Origin of the sequence: Bradyrhizobium sp. WSM471 (assembly GCF_000244915.1) — a bacterium.
Classification (GTDB): domain Bacteria; phylum Pseudomonadota; class Alphaproteobacteria; order Rhizobiales; family Xanthobacteraceae; genus Bradyrhizobium.
The window spans coordinates 1,519,076-1,537,914 of record NZ_CM001442.1 but is presented as its reverse complement, the minus strand read 5'-3'; the positions used below and the strand labels follow the sequence as shown (position 1 = coordinate 1,537,914).

General features: G+C 58.0%; 14 protein-coding genes and 4 pseudogenes. 11 read left to right on the top strand and 7 right to left on the bottom strand.

Annotated elements, in window-relative coordinates; translation table 11 throughout:
* The first annotated feature begins 26 nt into the window (after positions 1-26).
* The 7 genes and pseudogenes from BRA471DRAFT_RS37985 to BRA471DRAFT_RS40065 form a co-directional block, all read left to right on the top strand.
* Entirely contained in the window at positions 27-194 is a 168-nt protein-coding gene (locus BRA471DRAFT_RS37985) for a hypothetical protein (RefSeq protein ID WP_157233990.1), read from the top strand.
* Between the two features lie 338 nt (positions 195-532).
* Positions 533-1,978, top strand: coding sequence for a CoA-binding protein (locus tag BRA471DRAFT_RS06930; protein ID WP_007605723.1), 1,446 nt, complete (start codon positions 533-535; stop codon positions 1,976-1,978).
* 223 nt (positions 1,979-2,201) lie between these two features.
* Positions 2,202-2,345, top strand: a complete 144-nt coding sequence (locus BRA471DRAFT_RS40195) for a hypothetical protein (RefSeq protein WP_371258304.1) — start codon at positions 2,202-2,204, stop codon at positions 2,343-2,345.
* Positions 2,293-2,772, top strand: a complete 480-nt coding sequence (locus BRA471DRAFT_RS40190; RefSeq protein ID WP_371258303.1) for an IS66 family transposase zinc-finger binding domain-containing protein — start codon at positions 2,293-2,295, stop codon at positions 2,770-2,772. Before BRA471DRAFT_RS40195 ends, BRA471DRAFT_RS40190 begins: the two co-directional genes overlap by 53 nt.
* A gap of 51 nt (positions 2,773-2,823) precedes the next feature.
* Positions 2,824-3,393, top strand: a pseudogene (locus tag BRA471DRAFT_RS40185) (transposase); the annotation flags it as partial.
* Between the two features lie 69 nt (positions 3,394-3,462).
* Positions 3,463-3,807 (top strand): transposase domain-containing protein, encoded by a 345-nt coding sequence (locus tag BRA471DRAFT_RS40180; RefSeq protein ID WP_371258335.1) that lies wholly within the window; start codon positions 3,463-3,465, stop codon positions 3,805-3,807.
* 318 nt (positions 3,808-4,125) lie between these two features.
* Positions 4,126-4,446 (top strand): annotated as a pseudogene (locus BRA471DRAFT_RS40065) (tyrosine-type recombinase/integrase); the annotation flags it as partial.
* Between the two features lie 91 nt (positions 4,447-4,537).
* Here the strand turns inward: BRA471DRAFT_RS40065 and BRA471DRAFT_RS06920 are convergent.
* The 3 genes and pseudogenes from BRA471DRAFT_RS06920 to BRA471DRAFT_RS06910 all read right to left on the bottom strand — a co-directional run bounded on the left by BRA471DRAFT_RS06920 (position 4,538) and on the right by BRA471DRAFT_RS06910 (position 8,932).
* Positions 4,538-5,617 (bottom strand): annotated as a pseudogene (locus BRA471DRAFT_RS06920) (IS630 family transposase).
* Between the two features lie 123 nt (positions 5,618-5,740).
* A complete protein-coding gene (locus BRA471DRAFT_RS06915; protein WP_007605719.1) occupies positions 5,741-7,009 on the bottom strand; it encodes an aminotransferase class I/II-fold pyridoxal phosphate-dependent enzyme in 1,269 nt (422 codons plus the stop codon).
* A gap of 1,011 nt (positions 7,010-8,020) precedes the next feature.
* Positions 8,021-8,932 carry a TauD/TfdA family dioxygenase gene (locus BRA471DRAFT_RS06910; protein WP_007605717.1) on the bottom strand — a complete coding sequence of 304 codons (912 nt, stop codon included), beginning with the start codon at positions 8,930-8,932 and terminating at the stop codon, positions 8,021-8,023.
* Between the two features lie 1,133 nt (positions 8,933-10,065).
* Between BRA471DRAFT_RS06910 and BRA471DRAFT_RS37980 the strand changes: the two genes are divergently transcribed.
* The 4 genes and pseudogenes from BRA471DRAFT_RS37980 to BRA471DRAFT_RS40170 all read left to right on the top strand — a co-directional run bounded on the left by BRA471DRAFT_RS37980 (position 10,066) and on the right by BRA471DRAFT_RS40170 (position 12,725).
* Positions 10,066-10,281, top strand: a complete 216-nt coding sequence (locus BRA471DRAFT_RS37980; RefSeq protein ID WP_050992691.1) for a hypothetical protein — start codon at positions 10,066-10,068, stop codon at positions 10,279-10,281.
* Positions 10,282-10,717: 436 nt separating this feature from the next.
* Positions 10,718-11,011 (top strand): hypothetical protein, encoded by a 294-nt coding sequence (locus tag BRA471DRAFT_RS36305; protein ID WP_007605714.1) that lies wholly within the window; start codon positions 10,718-10,720, stop codon positions 11,009-11,011.
* 809 nt (positions 11,012-11,820) lie between these two features.
* Positions 11,821-12,168, top strand: a pseudogene (locus BRA471DRAFT_RS40175) (transposase).
* A gap of 338 nt (positions 12,169-12,506) precedes the next feature.
* A complete protein-coding gene (locus BRA471DRAFT_RS40170) occupies positions 12,507-12,725 on the top strand; it encodes a hypothetical protein (RefSeq protein ID WP_035973607.1) in 219 nt (72 codons plus the stop codon).
* 157 nt (positions 12,726-12,882) lie between these two features.
* On the opposite strand, the gene tnpB is transcribed toward BRA471DRAFT_RS40170, so the two are convergent.
* The 4 genes from tnpB to BRA471DRAFT_RS06875 all read right to left on the bottom strand — a co-directional run bounded on the left by tnpB (position 12,883) and on the right by BRA471DRAFT_RS06875 (position 18,823).
* Positions 12,883-13,248: an IS66 family insertion sequence element accessory protein TnpB gene (gene tnpB, locus BRA471DRAFT_RS06890; protein WP_371258302.1), complete on the bottom strand. Its 366-nt coding sequence runs from the start codon at positions 13,246-13,248 to the stop codon at positions 12,883-12,885.
* Between the two features lie 1,195 nt (positions 13,249-14,443).
* Positions 14,444-15,493, bottom strand: a complete 1,050-nt coding sequence (locus BRA471DRAFT_RS06885) for a 3-hydroxyacyl-CoA dehydrogenase NAD-binding domain-containing protein (RefSeq protein ID WP_007605713.1) — start codon at positions 15,491-15,493, stop codon at positions 14,444-14,446.
* 13 nt (positions 15,494-15,506) lie between these two features.
* The gene (locus tag BRA471DRAFT_RS06880; protein ID WP_007605711.1) at positions 15,507-16,400 is read right to left on the bottom strand and encodes a 3-keto-5-aminohexanoate cleavage protein; all 894 of its coding nucleotides are present in this window, start codon (positions 16,398-16,400) and stop codon (positions 15,507-15,509) included.
* 1,370 nt (positions 16,401-17,770) lie between these two features.
* On the bottom strand, positions 17,771-18,823 hold the full coding sequence (locus BRA471DRAFT_RS06875) for a lysine 2,3-aminomutase (RefSeq protein WP_035974709.1): 1,053 nt from the start codon (positions 18,821-18,823) through the stop codon (positions 17,771-17,773).
* Between the last annotated feature and the right edge of the window lie 16 nt (positions 18,824-18,839).

The following is an 18,839-nucleotide window of genomic DNA, read 5'->3' as shown; positions in this document are numbered from 1 at the left end:
TGGTACCCCCTCACTGCGGGCGAATCATGGTGTTGAACAATCTGACGGCACGCAAAAGTGCCACCGTCCGGATCGCCATTGAGGTCCGCGGCGCCAGCGTCCTGCTGTCGACGCCCTGCTCGCCCGATTACAATCTGCTTAAATTCAAATCGCGCTTGCGCAAAGTCGAAGCCAGGACGGTCGAAACACTCTAATCTGCCACCACCGAGCCTTGAAGGTATTTCCCTGCCGGAGGATAGATCAAGAATCTAGCTGTCTCGCAGACCAAGTTGAGCGGATCTCCTGCAAGCTTCAATGAGAGTGAGAATGCTGTCCAGCGCGGCTGAGGCATCGCCGCGGCATTTGTCGTTATCGCGCGCAACTTGGCGCTGGTCGTTGTCTACCTTCTGACAGGGATGGGGCGGCTGTAGGGCAGAATCGGCACCCCTGTGGCGCGAACCTCTCTCAAAAAAACGGCTCAGAAGCTTAATAGCTCCGTTGGCACATTAGTTGCCATGTGAAATGCGGAAACATGCAGTGACAGGAGAGCGGGATGTATTCACACGCGCAGGAGTCTGACAAGCACGAGACGACCAATGTTAAACGTAATCTTCGATCCCTCTTCGAACCGGACGGAGTTGCCGTGATCGGTGCCTCACCGAAACCGAGCCTCGCGAAAAATATTCTTAACAGTATTGTGTCTTCCGGCTTTGCTGGAAACATTGCTGCCGTTAACCCGAACTACGCAATGGTTGACGACGTGGACTGCTACAGCTCCATCTCAAATGTTCCCTTCCACATCGACCTTGCCGTGCTATGTGTTCGGGCCGAGAACATTCTTGCTGTGCTGGAAGAATGCAAGCAACAATTTGTCGGTGTCGCACAAATCATCTCGAGCGGATTCGCGGAACTCGGCTCTGAGGAAGGCCGCACAAGGCAGCAGCAAATTCAGCGCTGGGCAAGTGACTCGACGACACCAGTCGTCATCGGTCCCAATACTCTAGGAGTGATCAATCTGCATCGGCCGATAATTGCCGTAGGAGACAGTAAGACACCCGAAATCGTGCCAGGAGCCGTTAGTGGTGTCTTTCAAAGCGGACAGATGATCACGATGATGCATCCGCTAATGGGAAGGGGTATTGGGATCAGCAAGATCGCGACCACTGGTAACGAAGTCAGCGTCACGACAGCCGAACTAATCGATTTTTTCGCTGACGATGTGCAAACCAAAATTATCGTTAGCTACTGCGAGGGCATTAAGGATCCAGAAAACTTCGCCATTGCCTGCACGCGCGCAAGGCAACAAGGAAAGCCCGTCATTATGTTGCGCGTCGGCGCTCATCCCGAGGTGCGAAAGGGAATAAACCGACATACGGCAACAGAGGCCGCGAACACCTACGAACGTGACATCCGTTTGTTGGACGACCTAGGCGTGATCACGGTTGATTCCGCCGAGGACTTGGTCGAAACCGTCGTGGCATTCAACGCGTGCCGCAGGCCGCGTGGCAATCGCGTAGCATTTGCAAGTTTTTCAGGTGGAATGGGCAATATCATGGCCGACCTGATCTTGTCGACGCGCAGCTTGAAACTCGCTTCATTCTCCGACCAATTGCGCATGCAACTGGCAGAGGTTCTTCCGAGATTTGCGAACTGCTTCAATCCGCTGGATCTGAGTGCTCAGAGTGCTTTTGACACTGAAATCCTGATCCGTTGCATGCGGCTGCTCGGACAGAGCGGTGAGTTCGACATCCTGATTTGGGGCAAGGACCTGCCGATGAGCATCGAAGACGAGTCTCCGGTTGGCCTCGCTCTTAGTCAGCTAATGGCGCAGTATCCGGAAGTTATTGTTATGCCAGTCTCCCAAATGACCGGACCCTATCGCGACAGAGAGATTAATAGAGGCCCGCCCATGTTCGCCGGTCGAGCGATTTTGCAAGGTACGGCGGTCTCGGTTCGAGCCCTGGGCAAAGTGATCGCGTGGCATGCCTTAGCGACTTGACCGGCGCTGCCGAAAGCATGCGGCAGGTTCAGCAATGAGGAAGGGCTACGTTCCTCTTTGTCACGGGTCGGATGAGCACAACCGAGTTTGCCCTCGAATGCGACGAAGATAATCTGCTTCAGCAAAGTCGATCATCGGGTCGGATCATGTTCAGCAGGCGAAGCAATCGCGCACTGAAGGGCTGATCGCCCACCTCAAGCTCGAGATCGAGAAGCTGCCGCGGATGTTCTATGGCACGCGCTCGGAGCGGTCGGCGCGGCTGCTCGATCAGCTAGAGCTGGAGCTTCAGGAGCTTGAGGCGGCTGCAACTGAGGATGAACTTGCAGCCGAGAAGGCAGCGGGCAAGACGCAGACGTGCGCTCGTTGAGCGCAGGCGGCCCGTCCGCCAGGCCTTCCCCGACGACATCGTGCGAGAACGCGTGGTCCTGCCGGCTCCGACGCAATGCCCCTGCTGCGGGTCGGCGCGGCTGTCGAAGCTCGGCGAAAGCGTGACCTCGACGTTGGAGGAGATCCCACGCCGGTTCAAGGTGATCGACACGGAGCGGGAGAAGTTCAGTTGCCGGGACTGCGAGGCAATCACACAGTCACCGGCACCGTTCTATGCCACGCCGCGGGGCTATATCGGACCGCAGCTTGTGGCGACGATCCTGTTCGACAAATTTGGTCAGCATCAGCCGTTAAACCGACTTAAACCGACAGAGCCAGCGCTTCAAATGCGAGGGGATCGACCTGTCGGACTCGACGCTGGCGGACCAGGTTGCCGCCGGAGCGTTCGCGGTCAGCCCTATCTTTGAACTGATCGAAGCCCATGTGCTCTCCGCCGCGGAAAGACGGACACCGGGCGGATTTGGACCTATGTCCGCGACGATCGGCCATTTGGCGGGCAAGGTCCGCCGGGGGCGCTGTTTTACGCCTCGCGCGATCGGCGCGGCGAACATCCAGCGCGGCATCTTCAGAACTTCGCCGGCATCCTTCAAGCCGACGCCTATAACGGGTTCAACGCGCTCTTCGATCCCGGGCACAAGGCGGTGCCCGCCACGGCCGCCTTCTGCTGGGCGCACGGCCGCAGAGCATTCATCGAACTGGCCGATATCGCCCAGAACGCGCGGCGCGGGCGGGCGGCGACGGCGATCTCGCCCATTGCGCTGGAAGCGGTCCGTCGAATTGACCAGCTGTTCGAGATCGAGCGCGAGATCCAAGGGTTGAGTGCTGCGGAGCGGCTGCGGGTCCGCCAAGACAGAAGCGCGCCGCTGCTGAGCGATTTTGAGGTTTGGCTACGGGCGGAATCCACCCGGCTCTCGCGTTCGTCCAACGTGATCAAAGCCGATCGATTATCTGCTCAACCGATGGGATGGCCTTGCTCGCTTTGTCCATGACGGAAGGATCTGCCTGACCAAGCGGCCGAGCGAGCGTTGCGCGGTTTTGCGCTGGGAAGAAAGGCATGGTTGTTCGCCGGCTCCGACCGCGGGGCCGAGCGAGCCGCCATGATGGCGACGCTCATCATGACGGCTCGTCTCAACGACATCGACCCGAAAGCCTGGTTTGCCGACGTCTTCGCCCCGACATGCCGCAGAAGCGCCTGCACGAGTTGTTGCCCTGGAACTGGACGCCTCTTGCGTCGAGGTCCTCCGCCCAGGCGGCGTAGCCATGCACGTCAACAAGGTTACGCCGTCGTCACCATCGTTCGCGTCGCAAAAGACCTCGGCGAAGACGAGGAATGGCTCTGGGACGTGGCCAACGGAATGGACACAGAGGATGGCGTCATCTGGGTTTACGGCATAGGTGACGACCAGGTCATGGCGTTCACCGACTTCGACATCAAAACCTGACGGAGCTCATCAGGATGCACAAGGAGGACGCCGAACTCCTCAAGCGGTGGAATCGGTGAGCCCCTGTCCGCGGCCTAGCTCGGATGGATACGCCACATAGACCTAGAGCTTTAGTCCATCTGAATGAATGCTTGTGGATTGAAGGAAGCCGCTGCCGCGGTGTAAGGGGAGGTGGCGTAGAGCGCCCCCTTGCTGAGAGGATGTGTGTGTTAGCCCTCTCAGACACGAGTATCGAGATGACTGATTTGAGCCCAGTTCAGCCGCTATTTGGCCGATCGCCTGACTGATTAGGGCTGCTAGACGTCCGCGCCCTCCAGATACTGGTGTCTCGCCCGGTCGCGGCTTTATCTGGCTCCTGGACGAGACGACAATCATGCGATCAGACGGTGTTGCACGCCGCCTGTCGGTTGCCGTGAAGGCTGCAGGCCTGACCAAGCGCGTCACGATCCACACGCTGCGTCACAGCTTCGCGACACAGCTTCTCGAGAACGGAACCGACATCCGAATCAGCCAGGCTTGCTAAGGCACAATAATTTGTCGTCGACAGCTCGATACGCGCGGGTCGCCGTCGATTCGATCCGGGCGGCGCAGAGCCCGCTCGATCGCCTGTCGATGGAGGTGACGCCACCTGAGACATAGATGGTTCCGCTCCGTAACGTTTGGCGCGCTTCCATCCTCCAAGTCCCGCATCAACCGGGAGCGGTCCAGTACTAGTGTCCTGAACCATAAGTTAGCGACATTGGGTCGTGTTTGCCGGGGCATTATATTGGCAGAAGCGTTCGATGGAAGCAAGGATGTCATCGGCGGACTTAGTCCATCGGAACGGTTTTGGATCGGCATTGTGTCGGTCGATAAACAAGTGATGTCAGCCCTGAGAGCGGCGACGCTGCGATAGATGCCGCGCCTGATCTTCTTGTCGGTGAGGAGCGCGAAGAAGCGCTCGACCTGGTTGAGCCATGACGAACTGGTCGGGGTCAGGTGCACTGCCAACGCTGCCGTGTAGCCAGCCATTTTCGGATCAAGGGGGTCTTATGCGTGGCATAGTTGTTCATGATGAGATGGACGTCGAGTTCACGCGGCACCGCAGCCTCGATCTCGTCAAGGAACTTGCGGAACTCAGCAGCACGGTGGCCTCCGTAGCACTTGCTGATGACCCGGCCGCTCGTAACGTCGACGGTGTGGTGCCGTGCCTCGTGTAGTCATGGCTTCTTCGGGCCGGCTGGCCGGGACGCATCGGCAGCATGGGCTGACTGCGGTCCAGCGCCTGGATTTGGGAGCTCGTCCACACATAGGACGATAGCGTGCTCCGGTGGCGAGACGTAGAGGCCCACAACGTCGCGCTCCTTGGCCACGAAGTTGGATCGGTCGAGAGCTTGAACGTCTTCATCCGGTGCGGCTGGAGCCCGAAGGCCCGCCATATGCGTTGTACCGTCGACACCGATAGGCCGCTGGCCTTCGCCGCGTCGCGGAACTCCAAAGGGTGGCGTTCTCGGGGCAACTCTCCAACGTCCTCGCGATCACGGCTTCGATGCGAGCATCGTCAACCGTACGTGGCGCTCCCGGAGCGCGGCTCCTCGTGCAGCCCGTCCATGCGCCGCTCCACAAAACGCCGCGGCCACTTGCCTACCGTCGATCGGTCCAGACCCAGCTTCGCTGCCACTTCCTTGTTCTAACCGCCTTCCGCGCAGGTCAGCACGATCCGGGCTCTCTGAGCCAGCGCCTTCGCCGTCTTCCGCCGCATCGTCAGCGACCTCAGTTCGGCACGCTCTTCATCGCTCAATGTCAGGGAAGCAAGTTGCTGGACCGCCATCAGATCCTCCGTCGCTGCTGCAGCCTCCATCCTTGGCACAGCGATGCGAATCTACTGGGAATCTACGATTGCGAACTTGTGACTCGGGACATTAGATGGAGTGCCCCAGCGCTGGACGTCATGTCACCTCAAGGGGTAAGGTTTTCCGGTCGTCGCGGCGACTGTATCCAAGATACAGTCGCATAGTTGCTCTATGTTCCCAAGCTCGTGCTCTGCTGTAATGCGTACCCGGATGCTCGCTGTTCCTGGTGCGGTCTTTGGAAGGAATGTGGCCTGGGTATGAAACCCACGATTGAGAAGAGTTCTTGCAATTGCAATCGCATTGGTCTCCGATCCGGCGGAGATCATTCTGATCGGAAGTAAGCTGCCGTGCTCGGCGGTTGCGATACGATGGTCAAAAACCTTGATTCTTTCCGCTATGCGCCTCTGTCGTTCGCCAAGCTCTGCCGAGCGGTGAATCTTGCAGGAGCCGAGCGCTGCGCCAACTGCGGCCAGATTCAGAGGCGACGAAAGTGCATACGGAACGCAGTGCTGCCGAAACAGCGCCTCTTGTCGGGTTGTTCCGAGCATCAACAGCCCGCCCGACGCGCCGAAGCCCTTGGCCAGTGAGCCTGCTATGATCGTTCTCTCACCGAGGACTTGTGAAAACCGAGAGCGAGCAAATCCTTCACCATGATGTCCGACGATTGATATGCTGTGAGCATCGTCGATATAGAGAAAGAGCCCGTAACGTTCCTGGAGTTGACGCAGTCCCTCAAGCGGCGAAGAGCCTGCCATCGAGCAGAGGTCATCGCACACGTAGGCGACCACCGCGTTCTCGCGGCACAACCGTTCAAGCGAACGAAGATCGTTGTGTGGGATCGTTTCTACCCTCGTCACATCAGCGACCACGGGCTTGTGATAGCCGAGCGAAATGTGTGCAGAGCTATCAAATATAAGCAGGGGCTTTGTTCCGCCAGTTAAACGACCCGAAGCAAGAATGGGCATCGCGCCAAGATTGGCGAGCATGCCACTCGAGAAAACGAGTACTCGCGCGGAGAACAGTTCGGAGAGATCTTCTTCAAGTGCTCGCAGAAGATCGAGAGCGAGGCGCGCTCGAGCAGACGATAAATACAGCGATTGCTGCGCTTCGATCGCTTCAGCGATAACTACCGGATGATTGTCCAACCCTAAGTAGGAGCATCCCACAAAATCCAGCACCTGCGGACAATCTTTAGGCGGACGGTTCACCGAAGGAATGGTTATTGCGGTCCTGCAATCTTCGGTGGTCGTCATGAAATCAGCTAGGTATGACGCATCGAAGGACGGCTTGCTCTGTCCAATTACGTAAGCGTTGTTCCGAAGGTCTGTGACAGGACGGCTACGGTCGGAGTGAACTGTCCGCCATTGCATGTCATTCTCCAGTGTGATTTGGTGACACAGTGCGGTCAACGGCTGAGCAGAATGCGTAAAATTGTGCAGGCAGTTCCATTGCTCCACTAGTCCAACTGAAGTAAAGCATTGCTCGCCTTGCTTGTGCAGCTACTAGATTAAACAGTCGTCTGGAGCGGATCAGGGACATTCTTGTGTCACCGCTTTCGCCTACAGAGAAGTAGACGGTGTTGCACTTATGACAAGCGCGGCAGCGGCGTATGAGGTCTGTATCGCTTGGTCGTGCTCGCGTCGAGACATGGAGCGGAGCGACGCCCGATCTGAAATGGTGGCAGCGACCCCGTGCTCGGCTACTCGCTGCTTTCGGCAGATCAGGTCCGTGTGCACCGGAGACAAAACGGGATTGTGATCGGGCTGACCTTGCCCCCAAGTTTTATCGAAACTTGAGGCGGCCAAGGTCGCCACTTCTCGCCTGAACGCGCGCAAACCAAACGCGATCATTCCTGGGCGCGCTGGCCGGTGCGGTCGCCGATGATGCACGGCCGGCGCACTCAACACGACCGATCTTTTTATGTCGATGTGAAAGATCTCGCCTGGGCTCGGGCTCACAGCGGCGGTCGGGCATGGATAGCTCCAGATCGCCTATCCACCTTAGTCCCAGCAGCGTACGAAGACGCTGCTAGGGCCGGCTAAGACCTTCACCCCGGCGGGACGCTGGGTTGCCGGTGTGTGGTGCCCCGGCGCAACGTCTCGATCGAGTCTCTGCCAGAAGTTCTGGACGTGAGAAGCGGCCCGGCACTGCCTGACCCGTGTTGGCAACCATGGTGTGTCTTGAACTGGTCGACCGCACGACCTTGCTCACCCTACTTGCCAGCACCGTAGGGATCACCGCCTCTTTATCTTTGGGGTTCCAAAATGCGTTCTTGCATTCATCTGTTTCTGTTAGTTCACTGAACCTGGGCACCTCAGCTTCCTCGGGGCCGACCAGAGGACGAACTCGTGAATGCGTATTTACGCGATGTGCGCGGGCGACTATTTGGTCGTCTTGACCCGCATAACGCTGCTGTGCCGGCCGTCGACGCTGACTGGCACGTCGCCATGGACGGTGGCGCGGCGAACGACGCGATGCTGATCGCCGTAATCAGTTACTGCATAATGCTGGGTAGCCCGATTGTCCCAGATCGCGAGATCGCCTGCCTTCCAGTTCCAGCGCACAGTGTTTTCGGGCGCGGCGATATGAGCCTGCAGCAAATCGAACAGCTTCTGGCCGTCATATTTCGGAATCCCAACAAAACGCCGCACCCGATCACCGAGTACAAGCGTCCGCTCGCCAGTCTCGGGATGGACACGCACAACCGGATGTTCGGTTTCATAGACCGTTTTCGTGTAAACTTGGTCAAAATGGTTCTTGTCGAGTTCGCTGGCGCGGGGCATTATGGCATGATCGATTACGTTGCTGTGAACAGCCCAGAGCTCGTCAGCAAGCCGTTGCAGCGGCTGCGGTAGGTCAAGATAAGCAGCCACCGTGTTTGACCACACTGTATCGCCGCCGAATTCTGGGACCACAACCGCTCTCAGCACCGTAATCTTGGGATAGGCATCCACGAACGTATGATCAGCGTGCCATAAGTCTGCCCGCATTCCGGCCCGGGCGGAATCAACATCAAGGATAGAAGACGTTCCCTTCGTGGCACCTAGGATCGGATGCGGCACAAGCGTTCCGAAACGACGAGCAAAGCTCTCCTGCTCGCCGTCATCGAGATGATCCTGGCGGCGGAAGAAGACCACTTTGTGCTTTAGCACCAAGTTGTTGATCGCAGTGATCATCGGCTCCGGCAAATCACCCGCAAGCTTGACGTTCCGGATTTCGGCGCCAATTCGGGCTCCACGTTTGAGGACATCAGCGGAGGCAACGATATCATTCATCAACGACGTTTTAGTCATGGCGGTGATCTCCCAACTTCGGTCTGTACGCCGGATAATGCTATTCAGGCGCAAACGAATGGATTGCGACAGCAAAAGGGAGAGCAAGCTTGTCCTGCCTGTCTGCGCTCACTCAGACCCGTTGCTGCGGCATCTGGTTAGCAACCATCGTGCCAACGGAGTCGGCGCGCATAGCTGAATCTGACGTTCCTTCCGGCGGATGTTGGACACGGATCACCTGTCGTACGGTTGGCGTGTCGAGCTCACCCCGCATGTTCGGGAAACGCCACGATCAGATCGCGCTCGAGAAGCAGCCCGCAACACACATCATCATCTTCAATCAGCCGCGCTGCATCATGTTAAGGTTGCTCGTTTCGTCGCAACTTGTCCTATTGACAACGTCAGTAACGGAAAAGCGACAATGCGCCAAACTTGCCACTGCTTCGCACTTTTGCGTAATTGTTTGTCTCTCGCCGTCGTGCCTCGATGACGTCGCAGTCTCGACCTTTCGTCCCTGCATCTTAAGGGATTCGTGAATCGTTCCGGCCCTTTTATATTCAACCTCTGCAGATTTATTCGCTGGGGTGAGATATTCAGCGGCTTTAGAGTCACCAGCTTCTGTCCTGGAAACGGACCCGCACCAACGATGTTTGAGCTGGTCCCGTTTGTCTGAACAGAATTTTCGCGTCGATAGGTGGAGCTCTGCCGGGGTTTAGGCTGCCATGCGGAGTGGCCGCGGGGTGAAGCTTGATCCAGCGTGGTGCCGTCAAGACTCGAATGGAGACGCCTGCTGTTATACAACACGTCGACGGAACGCCCACGGGATCACGGAGTACGAGCTTCTTTATCCGTGGCATCCTTGGGCCGGATGCCTGGTCCATATTCATGAGGTGGTTGAGAAGGCTGGCAGAGAGGTTTTCCGTTGCAGCCTCTCTGGTCGGGGATCTGCGCGATGGCTGGAGATTCCGGCCTGGATGTTTGATCGGGCGGCTCGCGCGACATGGCGTGTTGGCGCCACTCCCTATGTTGACATTGCGGTCCTCACCGCCTTGGCAACGCTGCGGCAGGATGTGACGTCGGTTTCTGGCCCACCATCGCAATTGCGGATTCAAGCGCAGCATAGGGCTCTCACGACGCGAAGCGGGGAGATGTCCATGCGCCCGCCTACCGCTCACCGCCATTCTCACAGCAATGCACGTCAGTTCGATCTGTTCTGCGACCCGCCCACCGCCGCGGCGCAGACGCCGCAATGGCAGGCGTTGCCCGCGGAGACGCGCCATACGCTGACGAAGCTGATGGTCCACATGATCTTCGGTCACGCCGACGGCGACCTCGCTCGGGGACGGGAGGAGATGCGTCATGATGTCTGAGAAGATCAGGCCGCATCATTCATGGAATCGGTCGTATAGAGCTAGTCCTGTTTGCGGCCTCAGATCAACTCATGATGAACCTCTACTATTTCTTGGAGGAGATTCAGGCGCTCAGGCTAGTTAGAGATTACTTGAGGCTGACAGTCATGAAGGCGCCTCCTGTATGAGGTTGGGAGGACGAGGATCGCAGACCCTGTAACTTTTAGGAGTGGCTGTCTTGCAATGGCCGGCAGAGACGACAGCACGAGAATACGCTTGAGCGATCGGCCCGCTACAGACCGCTCGTTTGGAGCCTCTCTGGTGCTGCCATCGCCGGATGGACACGCGTTGCGAGCAAATACGAAAAGCTCGATCGGCAATCGCGCAGCAGCATGACCTTCAACGGGACAAGCGGCCGGATTGTGCTCCACCTTTGCTGTTCGAAGGAGGTTAAAGCATGGGTCTTGTCAGACTTCCCTTAGCTTACCGTGCACCATCAACCGTCATTTTTGTTGGAAGGAACAGTCGCGGAAATTGGGTCGCGCGCGAACGAAATGGCGTTTTTGGCGGTCTGTTCGTGAGCCGCGCTCAAGCGTTCAAATACGCGATGTTTGAGAGTGGTAATCGTCCCGAAGCGATACTGGAGGTTTTACGCGAAATCGAACTCGATATTCCCGCCAGTACGTACGCCCCTATCAGAACACCTCCCAACCAGGTGCCTCGGGGCAATTTGCCGGAATCGAATGGCTGAGCTCTGCCTCCACCGACGATCAGTCGCCGAACATCACGTTTGCCTCCACCGAACCCAGTCCAGTGTGGATCGATTAAATCGACGAGAACACGAGTGTCGATGCCTTTCTAAGAAGGCCCGAGTCTCAGCACAGCGACGGCACGTACGGCCCGACTGCGGGCCGAGAAGCGACGCGGGTATGTTCGAAATCAAGATCGGCGTTCTCGACGGAATGTCTCGGTCGACACCATGGACAAAGCCGCCCGGCTGATCTCCGAGACAGCTGCTTTGAAGAACTGCCGCCAAACAAAGCGCCTGCGTGAGACGGCTGTTCACAATGGGGGATTCGCGCCAAGAAGCGCGTAGCGAAGTCAGCCAAATCGGGCCAAGTTTATGAGCCAAGAGTCTGTTTCGGAGTGCTAACGTTTTCGGTCGTCAGCGCGGTCCATGTGTGCAGGCCACCTTCCGGGAGGAAACCACTGTACGACGAGCACTGTTGGCGAGCTTTTCTCCGGCAGGAAGCTGAAAGCAGACGGTCGGGAACTTTCGTTGCGCAGCCAGGGCCGTCCTGCAAACTGGTGCGCGGCAAGCCCAAGCCGTGATGGTGTTGTGCGGGAGGTTTCGCCAAATTCAGCGGCGGGAGCGCTCATGGTAAGTCCGGTGGTTTCGAAGATCGCCCCTCGGAGGTGAGCAGGGACCGGAATGACAGCGGCGAATATTAGGACGGATGTCTCTGCCGTCAACAACTGTCGCTTTGGGTAAGGAGCTCCTCAAACCGCTGATCCAGGCTGCGGTGCAGGAGACGCTTGAAGCTGAGATGACGGAGACGCTTGGCGCGGAGAAAGGCGGAGAAAGGGGAGCGCACCGAAGCGCGGCTTGGCTATCGTCGCAGCTACACGCGCTCACTGATCACTCGGGCTGCCAAGTTCGAGCTGAAAGGTGCCCAGGATTGCCAGGGGCGGTCCTCGACCGAGCTGTTCGAGGCCTATCAGCGCTCGGAGAAGGCGCTGGTCGTGGCGTAGTCCGACATGTACGTGCAAGGCGTCTCGACGCAGAAGGTGAAGCAGGTCACCAAGGAACTTGGGGGGCATGCCTTCTCGGCTGCGCGATCACCGCCACCAACAAAGCGCGTGGATGCGTCGGTGAAGGTGCCGCCGCGGCAATCAGCATGGCACTGAGTCCTAACCAACCTGCCGCGCTTATTGAAAGCTGAAGGAACGGCTCCGCTACGTGATTCTGAACTCCCGGCATGAGCGCGCTATTAGATCTATGACCGGCGCGACCTCGCGGAGGTACGGTGCGGTCTGGCCGCCTGGCTAGCCGAACGGTGGAAAGACCGGGAAGAAAAACGAGCGTTGCTGATCGCCATTGGCGTTGGCTGGGAACGCACCCGTCTCGCCGTCGAGCTTTCAAATCGGGAGAGGTTCTCTCAGGCATATTCAAGCATATTCAGGCATATTCAGGCATATTCAGGCATATTCAGGCATATTCAGGCATATTCAGGCAGCGCTGCTATTTGCACCTTCTGCGCAATGCGCTCGACTATGTGCCGCGTAAGGTCGATGACAATTGCCCGCTCAAGCAGCGCTGGATGCATGACCGGCGCTGCGTTGCAGAGGTGTCACGATCTCGCCAGCACATGAAGTCGACCAACATGCTGGAGCGGCTAGGACTGACGGACCTATGCGGTGCGAAGCCCAATGTCGAGATCTGTCTGCGGCTCGTCGGGGGCTGACCGTCGACCGCCACTGGGCGTGGCTCCAGGACCATTGTTAGGGCATTGGCCGCTTCAGCAAGCTTGGCTTCCGTCGCAAGCCTTGCGGCGCGCTCGGCCAGGATCATTGCATGTGCGGCGGTGAAATCGGACGGCAGTCCGTCAGCAACAGATTCCATCACCAGATGGAATCACATTCACCGCCAAATTCAAGACAAACTCTCGGCCCACGCTCGTCGGACGCCAAGCCTATTGAGGATTGCGCCAATCGATGCCGGACAAAAGGTAGCTCATCTGCGCCTGCGAGATCGACACCACGCCGGTCCGCCAGCGACGGCCAAACAAAAGGACCTCTCTCGAGTTTCTTCGTAAACAGGCATGCTCCCTGGCCGTCCTGCCAGATCACTTTCAACAAATCACCCCTACGTCCGAGGAAGCAGAACAAATGACCACTCAGCGGATTGCGGCGCAGCAGCTCTTGCACCTGCAACGACAATGAGGCGAAGCCTTTGCGCATGTCGGTGTGGCCCGTCGCCAACCACACCCGAACTCCCGTAGGGATCGGAATGATCGCGGGTCCAGAGCCCCGATGATCCGGCGAAGCGCCTCAACGTCGACGCCAGCGTCGGCAATGACGCGCCGCCCGCCAGCCAGCTCGATCTCAATCCGACGCTCCGTCGAATGTGCTGGCGCGCTCTCCGATGAGGCCGCCACCGACGTCACGGGCGGACCCTCGGCCACAACTGCCCTGAGAAAACCAGCCTCGGATTTGGTCCGGTTCGCTGCGAAGGCTTTTCGTCAGTCACCAGCAGAGAACGTGATAAGCCGTATCGCCGCGCTGTCGCCGCACCAGGCGCGGCTCGGACAGGCTCTCCAAAACGATCCGTGCCTTCTCCTCGTCAGACCAACGCCGTCGCCGGCCCGTGTCCACCACTTCTAGTCGATTCAGCGCACTGATCGTATGGCTGTCCATACGTGCAGTTCTCAACCATCAGGCCAGTCCGTCGCAAGACGTCCTTCCTCGGAAGCTTACTATGCGGCTGCGGTGATCGAACTGTTCTCACTCCGGGGGTGGCCGATGATTGTGCCAAATGGCACAGCTCGTATAGACGCTTTTTGATTCCCATCTCGTGCGTCAGGCGCGCCGGAGCCTCGTTTGTGCACCGCCCGACTGGGCAGGGTCACTACACGACGAGCAACTCCAGCGCCCAGGGCGTCTTTTTACGCGCGATGTTGTGACGCCCGAACAAGCGGCGGATCGCGCCATAGAAGGAAGAGGCTTGTTTGCTTCAGCTCTGACGAGATTTCTCATGATGAGATCGGGCGAGGCGTCGAGCACGGCAATGCGCGCAAAACCAAACATTTGCATCGTGTTCCAGGGGGCAGTTCCGAGTGTAGTCCTGCGAGCTCGAAGGAGTTCGCAAGTTGTCTCCCCAAATTCGCGGCGTCCGCGGCGAGCTTGGCGTGAAGCCGCATCGGCTCGCCCGTGGCCACCGGTCTCTCGTCAGGCCTCCCACATCATTTGGAACAGATGGAAAGCACCTGTCTACACGACAGGTCAGCGCGAGTGCTTGAACGCGAGCCCGGCGTACAGCTCACGGAGTTTGTGCTAGTACATCTCGATCTAACTGCCACTGCCTGAGATGATAGTCGTGGCCGATGCTGATGCAATCAAGCGGAGCATTTATCGCATCAATGTTTCACTAGGTATGTCGGGATTGAGAGACGTTAGAGTTCAATCAATCGGACGGCAGCTGCAGTGTGGGAGACCGAAGCGGGTTTGAATCGCCTGCCGCGAGCTGTAGAGCGTTGTCGCGCAGCCGCTGCTCCCAGCTCGCGACCGTTTCGCCCGCTCCGTGACGCTGTGACCGTAGTCCCTGCAGCAACGCAACGAGGCAGTCGTCGCGTGCTTGCTCAGTAAACTTGCTTGTCTTCGCCTGCGCTTCCGCCTGTCCGGCGAGTTTGTCCAGGAAGGCATTGGTCAGCTCGGGCACGTCAGTGAGCTTTGAGAGTGGCCACTTCAGGTACGGTCCAAGTCGCTCCATGGCTTCGCGCATGCCCGTCCCGCCGCAGGCCATGCGGTAGGTCAGAAGAGGACCCATGATCGGTCGGCGTAGCCCAAAGGAATAGCAGACCGCATCATCGACCTCCTGCACGGTAGCCAGATCGTCATGCACCAGCCATAGCGCCTCGCGCCACAGCGCCTCCTGCAGCCGGTTCGCAATGAAGCCATCGACCTCATTGCGCACCACAAGCGGATGCATTCCGATTGCTCGATAGATCTCAGCCGCTCGCACTAGAGCCTCGGGTGCAGTATGCCGTCCGGCACACAGCTCAACAAGCGGCAGCAGATATACGGGGTTGAACGGATGCGCGACCAAGAGGCGCTCGGGATGATCCGCGCCGTCCTGGAGCAACGAGGGCCGAATAGAGGACGTCGAGGAGCAGATTAGGATCTCAGATGCCGCCGCCCTACTGGCGGACGCTAGCAGCTCGCGCTTGAGATCGAGCCGCTCGGGTGCCGATTCTTGCACAAGGTCAACGCCGTGCACAGCGTCCGCGACCGAGTGCACAACTGTGAGTGCTCCCTCGGCCGGCAGGGTGACTTGCGTCAGCTGGCGATAGGCCCGCCGCGCGCTACACAACATCTTCTGCACTCGCTCGACCGCAATAGCCGACGGGCCATACAGTCGCACATCAACCCCATTTAGGAGGAATCGCGCGGCCCAGCCGCCGCCGATCACTCCACCCCCAAGTAGCCCGACAGCGCGCGGTAGCCTCACAGACATGATTCTGGACCTCTCAGGCACGAACTGAAAGCGCGAGCTTCGTTCGCACCTCGTCCGGGCTCATCACGCGGACATCGATGCGCTCGAGTATCTCGACAGCTCTCTGCACAAGATCAGCGTTCGTCGCCAAACGCCCACGGGAAAGGTACACATTATCCTCCAGTCCTACCCGCACGTTCGCGCCCACCAATGGCGCCAGCGCCACGTACGGGAGCTGCATCCGCCCGATGGAGAACGCTGAGAAGATGGCGCGAGGTGGTAGCCGATGCACGAGCGCCATCAGCGTAGTCAGATCGTCGGGCGCGCCGTAGCGAATCCCCATGCACAACTGGATTAGCGGCGGATCGTCGATAAGCCCCTGCCCGATGAGATCGTTCACCATGACCAGCTGACCAGCATCAAAGACCTCAAGCTCAGGGCGAACACCGAGCTCCTTCAAGCGCGCAGCCATCGCGCGCAGCGTCGCCGCGCTGTTGACAAAGACGTAATTGCTATCGGTGCCCCAGTTCATTGTTCCGCAGTCCAGCGTACAAATTTCGGGATGCAGCTCCTCGACGTGCACGAGTCGCTCGAGCGCGCCCGCCATATCCGTTCCCGCAGGATTAGGCGGAAGGGGGGCATTTGCCCCACCGAGCACGAGGTCGCCGCCCATCCCTGAAGTTAGATTGATAAGCGGATTAACGTCTGAGTTACGGATGCGCTCGACGACTTCACGATACAGTGCTATATCGCGCGACCCCCGCTTGGTTTCCGGATTGCGCACGTGAATGTGCACCATAGCTGCCCCAGCGCGCGCCGCCTTGATAGCAGAACTGGCGATCTCCTCGGGAGTTATTGGTACCAGCGGACTACGCAGGGTGCCTGCACTACCTGTAACGGCACACGTAATGAATACCTCAGAAATCATCCTACTACTTTCCTTTCTACTGAAAGCTCGATCCGTCCGGAGCCGGACCAGGTCGGCAATAGCTTTGGTCTCATCATGTTCACTCATTTCGATGCGGGGAGCGCGGCCACGCATGGGCTATAATTGATCGAGCCGCTCTCGTGGGACTCCTGCGACACCCTCTCTGCGAACGCACTCGCTCCGGTGTCTTCATCGTAGCAATCGGCGTGCCGCTCTCGGAATTGCTTGCGCAACTTGTCTGAAGAGAGAGAGGACACGTTTCTGGCGGCTTGCTCCTAGACTCACCAAGCGACTTGTCGGACTTCCGACTTCGCCGGAGTCAACCGGACACGGTCGGCACTACACGTAGGCTCATGTGAGACGGTCGCCACCTTATTCGCCGAGCTCACAACTGTTGACGATGAATCACCAGATACCCGAGCTCACAGCCGATGCTCGCGAATATGACTCCATCATCTTTTATCCGATTGTGATTCAATCTTCTGCGTCCGGCTGACCGAGCATGCCGGCTCTTTCAAGCGTCGCGTTCACGAAAATGCAGCAAAGTGTAGGCGATTGGGAGCTACAGCTCTCGCCGCGCGCCAACCTCAATGAACGCGGGCGCTGCAGCGGTCATCCACAAGTCGACTGCGCCGGTCGCGCCTCCTCACGACGGGCGGATCCACAAATACGCGACCTGGTCTTCTCCTATTCTGTCTTACCCTCGCCAGCATGCTGGTGGCTCAATGATGGTGGAAACAACAATCGGATATGCGAAATCTCGGAGATCCTATCGCCATCGAACAACCTTGATGTTGCATCTTTCGCGGAAACACGATGTTCGACTGCCTAAAAGCCTCGCGGAATATCTTGCCAGGGGCGCCCGTGTGCACGATCCACAGCACACCCTCGAGGAAGATCAGTTCTCGAGGCCTCAGGCCGGGCCATCATCATAGGTGCCAGCCGCTGCCACGCCCCGTCGCTGGATACCATCCGATCAATCACGGACAAGCATAGCCTCTCCAAAACAGCCTTTGATTAGATTGCGGCTGAAAGGCACTCGTTGGAGTCCACGCCACCTACCGCTTGATCGAGGTCTTATTCTTAGATCTCGTAATCGGAGCCCCTCCGCGAGCTCGCAACACTGAGGTCCGCGCCAAGCGGCATTCGATATCCGCGAAATGGACGAGCAACACGACTTCGCGGACCAGCTTAATGCACTCGGGTCAGAACAGCCAGAGTGTGCACGTCAAGCGCCGCTTCTATTACATCACGCAAGCGAAAAGGATTTCAACCAGAGCGGCGCGCGGAGTGTCACCACTAATCGTGCGTTGGGTGGAGGGGCAGAAGTCCGTCTTCTACACGGTCCGACATTGCAGTGCGGTTCGATCTCACTCTTCGGGCAAGTCGTCCAACCAGCAAGCAGCGTCGACGTGCTGCCGAGAAAAGATTCTTCCTATCTTTTCGGAAGTCTTGTTTTGGTGGTACCGCATATACAGGCGACCATCTGCTCCCAAGTCGAGGATCTCGATCTTTCCCGTGTAGTGAGACATGATGTATTTGAATGTCTTTTGAATTCCACTGAGACGTTGATTGACGCTGCGCGCAATTTCAAGCCCACGACGGAGAGGCACTTGAAAATGCGATGCACCTTTTACAGGCCTAGCCTGAAAGAGGTAATATGGGCGGACACCCATTTGGTGACATTTTGCGAAGGTCGCCGCCAGGATCTCGGCATCGTCATTGACTTTCGCGAGAAGTACAGACTGGTTGAAGAACTGCACGCCCAGTGCGCGCAAAGACCGAACCCGCCACTCGGCATCAACCGAGATTTCACCGATGTGATCAAAATGTGTAACTATTGCTGCGGACTTACCGGATTCATGTATCCTTCGGAACAAATCCGCTAGAGCTCGATCTTCGAACCGCTTGGGCGCAAAAGCGAACATTTTTGTGCCGAATCGAATTGTCTCCAAGTGCGGGATCGGCAGCAGATGATCGAGTATTCTGTCGAGCTTGGCACTACTGAGCACGAATGGGTCGCCTCCCGATAACAGCACGTTAGTCATCTCAGGGTGAGCGCCGATGTACTGCGCAATCAGGGAGAAATCAGGTGCGATTTCGTCGGAATCTTTGCCTACAATGCGTTTACGGAAACAAAAACGACAATATGACGCGCAACGGTCCGTTACCAGCAACAACCCGGTCTGCGCGTACTTGTGCTGTAGTCCAGGGGTGACCGTATTGTCGTGCTCGCCGCTCGTGTCCAAACTGCCATGGCTCTCAAACTCCTTTGCTGAAGGTTCCACAATATGCTTAAGCTGCTCGTAGTAACGGCTATTGGTGATCCGTTCGCGATAGAACTTTGTGACCTGATAGCGCGTGATGCTGCTGGCTTGCAACTCATGTTTACCAAGGGCGCGCGTCCCCTCCATGAATTTCATGATCTTAGTGTGGCAG